Source organism: Mesorhizobium sp. M8A.F.Ca.ET.021.01.1.1 (assembly GCF_003998025.1).
Taxonomy (GTDB): domain Bacteria; phylum Pseudomonadota; class Alphaproteobacteria; order Rhizobiales; family Rhizobiaceae; genus Mesorhizobium.
The window spans coordinates 1-4,412 of record NZ_RZSJ01000519.1; the positions used below are offsets into that span (position 1 = coordinate 1).

At 65.3% G+C, this 4,412-nt stretch carries 3 protein-coding genes; all 3 read left to right on the forward strand.

The window, feature by feature from the left end; all coding sequences use genetic code 11:
• On the forward strand, window positions 1–821 hold an 821-nt coding region (locus tag EOA36_RS28760; RefSeq protein ID WP_145969351.1), incomplete at its 5' end, for a MurR/RpiR family transcriptional regulator.
• A 202-nt stretch (window positions 822–1,023) separates the two neighbouring features.
• Window positions 1,024–2,184 carry an efflux RND transporter periplasmic adaptor subunit gene (locus tag EOA36_RS28765; RefSeq protein ID WP_127280400.1) on the forward strand — a complete coding sequence of 387 codons (1,161 nt, stop codon included), beginning with the start codon at window positions 1,024–1,026 and terminating at the stop codon, window positions 2,182–2,184.
• Window positions 2,181–4,412 (forward strand): efflux RND transporter permease subunit (locus tag EOA36_RS28770; protein WP_145969352.1); only part of this gene is annotated, 2,232 nt, incomplete at its 3' end. The genes EOA36_RS28765 and EOA36_RS28770, both read left to right, overlap by 4 nt.

Genomic DNA, 4,412 nt, shown 5'->3' on the forward strand with positions numbered 1-4,412 from the left:
TTTCCAACATTGCCGAATTGATCGCCGACCGCATCGGCACCATGCCCGCCGGCGAACGACGAGCGGCCCAGACGCTGATCGCCAGCTACCCGATGATCGGGCTGAAGACTGTCGCCGAATTCTCGAACGCGGCCGGCGTCTCTTCGCCAACGATCCTGCGTTTCGTCGCCCGGCTCGGCTTCCAGAATTATCCGGAATTCCAGTCGAGCCTGCAGGATGAACTGGCGGCGCAATTGCAGTCGCCGGCAACCCGCACACTCAATCCGCCCTCGCCCGGCGGCACCGGATCGCCAATGCTGGAAGCGACGCTCGACAACATGCGCGAGACCTTCAGGCATCTGTCCGACAAGCAGCTTGCCGACATTGCCACCAGGCTTGCCGAGCGGCGCGGCAAGACATTTCTGATCGGCGGCCGCTTCACCGATCCCCTGGCGCGCTACATGGCCGCCCACCTCGCCGTCATCCAGCCCGATGTCTTTCACCTTGCCGGACAGGAGAGCATGTGGCGCGACAGGTTGATCGACATGGGCAAGCGCGACGTGCTGGTGATCTTCGACATCAGGCGCTACCAGGACAGCCTCGTCCGCTTCGCCGAGAAGGCACACCAGCGCGGCGTTCAGATCGTACTGTTCACCGATCAATGGCTGTCGCCGATCGCCCGCTTTGCCCGTCATGTCATCGCCGGACGAACCGCCGTGCCTTCCGCATGGGATTCTTCGGCGGCGCTTTTCGTCGTCGCCGAAACGCTGATCGGCGCCGTCACAAGACAACTCGAGGCCGACGGCGCCCGGCGCATCCGCGAGATGGAAGGCCTGCGTTAGGCGGATCCCGGCCAAATCGCATCCGTCCCGACGGGGTGTCCCGACTTCACGTTACCGAGATTTAATGTGCACGATCGCGTGATAATTGCCATAAACCGCTGATATGCGAGGTGCGGCGTGGCCGGATTTCGCCGCCCGCCCGTACCATCGCTGTGCCGCTCCTTCGGGAAGGGGCTGACGATTCCTGGAAACCGGAGTGTCGATGCGCACCTCAAAGCAAATTGTCGTTGCGCTTGTGATCGTGGTCGTCGCTGCGGCTGCCTGGGCGCGCTTCTATCCCGGAGCTGCCGAAGTGCTGGCGCGTTGGGGGATAGACTGGGCCTATGCGGCGACTCCTCCGGCCGGAAACAGTGCGGCCGGCGCGAGACAGGCTGGCAATCGCAATAGCCCCCGGCAGGTCGACGTCGTCGCCTTGCCTGCCGGCACGGCCACCATCAACGACCGCCTGCAGGCGATCGGCACCGGCCGCGCCAACGCCTCGGTGACCGTCAATCCCTATAGTTCGGGCCGCCTTGCCGATCTGCTGGTCGAATCCGGCAGCCATGTCGACAAGGGGCAGATCATCGCCACGCTCGATTCCGAGACGGAGATCATTGCCCAGAACCGGGCCAAGCTCGCCCTGCAGGACGCACAAGCCAAGCTCGACCGCGTCAAGTCGCTGCGCGCCTCCAACGCCGCCACGCCGGTCGCGGTCGCCGATGCCGAAGTGGTGCTGGCCGGCGCCAAGCTGGCGCTTCAGGATGCCGAGCTTGCGCTGCAGCGTCGCTCGATCCTGGCGCCGATATCGGGCACCGTCGGCATCCTGCCGATCTCGGCCGGCAACTACGTGACCAACCAGTCGGCGATCGCCACGCTGGACGACCGGTCCTCCATCCTGGTCGATTTCCAGGTGCCCGAACGCTTCGCCGCCGCCGTCAAGGTCGGCGCGCAATTGACGGCGACGCCGATCGCCAATCAGAGCAACGCCTATACCGGCACGGTGTCGGCGATCGACAATCATATCGACGAAAAGAGCCGCACCCTCCAGGTCAAGGCCAAGATCGCCAACCCGGCCGACTCGCTGCGCGCCGGCATGTCGTTCTCCATCACCATGAAATTCCCCGGCGAGACCTATCCCGCCGTCAGCCCGCTGGCGATCCTGTGGGGATCGGACGGTGCTTATGTCTGGCAGGTCGAGGACGGCAAGGCCAGGCGGTTGCCGGTTCGCATCATCCAGCGCAACACCGAAACCGTGCTGATCGACGCGGAGATCAGCCGCGGCGACATGGTTGTCACCGAGGGCACCCAAAATGTCAGCGAAGGCGGCGAGGTTCGCATCGCCGGCCAGGAGCAGCGCGCCGCCACCGCCGCGGAAGGCTCATGACCGGACCCGTCAACGCCGGCAGCGATACCGGCTTCACCGCCCTGTTCATCCGCAGGCCGGTCATGGCCTTCGTGCTCAACGTCCTCATTGCGGTTGCCGGCCTCGCTGCCTTCTACGGTGTCGAGATCCGCGAACTGCCCGACGTCGACCGCGCCGTCGTCACGGTCTCCACCACCTTCGAGGGGGCGGCGGCCGAAACCGTCGACCGCGAATTGACCGACACGATCGAGGGCGCCGTCGCACGCGTCTCCGGCGTCAAGTCGATCTCGTCTTCCTCTTCCTTCGGATCGAGCCGCGTCACCATCGAGTTCAACGACGGTGTCGACCTCAACGTCGCAGCCTCGGATGTGCGCGATGCCGTCGGCCGCGTTGCAAACCAGATGCCGGATACGGCCGATCCACCGCGCATCGTCAAGGCCGACGCCAATTCCGACGCGGTGATGCGGCTGGCGGTGACTTCGGACACGCTGTCGATCCAGGACATGACGGTGGTGGTACAGGACCAGATCGAGGACGAATTGGCCGCCGTCCCGGGCGTCGCCGACGTCCAGGTCTATGGCGACCGCGACAAGATCTTCCGCATCGACGTCGACCAGAACAAGCTCGCCAGCCTTGGCTTCACGGTCGCCGACCTCAGGGCGGCGCTCGCCTCCGTCGCCTTCGATTCCCCGGCGGGGTCGATCACCACGACCAACCAGGACCTGATCGTCCGCACCACGGCCGACGTGACGACGCCTGCGGAATTCGAAAACATCATCATCGGCGGCACGACGCGCATCCGCGATGTCGCGACCGTCACGCTCAGCCCCGATGTCGGCCAGACCACGCTGCGTTCGGACGGCAAGACCGGCATCGGCATCGGCATCATCCGGCAGGCGGAATCGAACACGCTGGACATTTCGACCGGCGTCCAGGCCGCCGTCGCCAAGCTGCAGGCGAACCTGCCCAACGGCATGTCGATCAAGATCACCAGCGACGACGCCGTCTTCGTCAAGGGTGCCGTGCACGAGGTCGAGATCGCGCTCGGCCTGTCGGTCACCATGGTGCTGATCGTCATCTACGTCTTCCTGCTCGACTGGCGCGCCACGCTCATCCCGGGCCTGTCGATGCCGGTCGCCATGATCGGCACCGTAGCCGCCATCTATCTGGCCGGCTTCTCGATCAACATCCTTACGCTGCTCGCTTTGGTGCTGGCCACCGGCCTTGTCGTCGATGACGCCATCGTGGTGCTGGAAAACATCGTGCGACGGCGCAATGAGGGCATGGGGCCGCGCGCGGCCGCAGTGCTCGGCGCACAGGAAGTGTTCTTCGCCGTCGTTGCCACCACGCTGACGCTGGTCGCGGTCTTCGTACCGATCTCGTTCCTGCCGGGACAGACCGGCGGCCTGTTCCGCGAATTCGGCTTCGTGCTTGCGATGTCGGTGCTTCTGTCCTGCGTGGTGGCGCTGACGCTTTGCCCGATGCTTGCCTCGCGCATGCTGACCAGCGCGTCGCTTCACCACGAAGGTGGCCACGGCATCGGCGCGCGCATCGGCGGCGTCCTCAATGCCGGCTACAAGCGTGCGCTCCATGCATGTCTCGACGCGCCGTGGATCGTGGTTCTGGTCGCGGTGCTGTTTGCCGGCATCGCCTTCACGCTGTTCGGCACGATCCGCCAGGAACTGACGCCCACCGAGGATCGCGCCGCCGTGCTGTTGCGCATCAACGCCCCGCAAGGCGTCAGCCTCGACTACACCACGCAGCAGATGCAGAAGATCGAGCGGCTGATCCAGCCGATGCGCGATTCCGGCGAGATTCGCTCGACCTTCGAGAACGCCGGCCAGAACGGTTCCTACAACTCGGGCTTCATGGTGATGACGCTGGCGCCGTGGGACGAGCGAAGCCGCAGCCAGCAGGAGATCATGGCCGAGATCAGCCAGCTGACCAAACAGGTGCCCAGCGTGCGCATCTTCCCGGTCCAGCCCAACAGTCTCGGCATCCGCGGCGCCGGCAACGGCCTGCAGTTCGCTCTGGTCGGCAACGATCGCAAGGCGCTCGGCGATGCGGCGGTCAAGATCATCGCCGAGATGCAGAAGGATCAGCGCTTCCAGACGCCACGCCTGTCGATCGACCCGACGCAGCCGCAGCTGGCCGTGGCCATCGACCGTGAGCGCGCTTCCGACCTCGGCATCGACATATCCGGGCTCGCCAACACCATGCAAGCCATGCTCGACGGCAACGACGTCGTC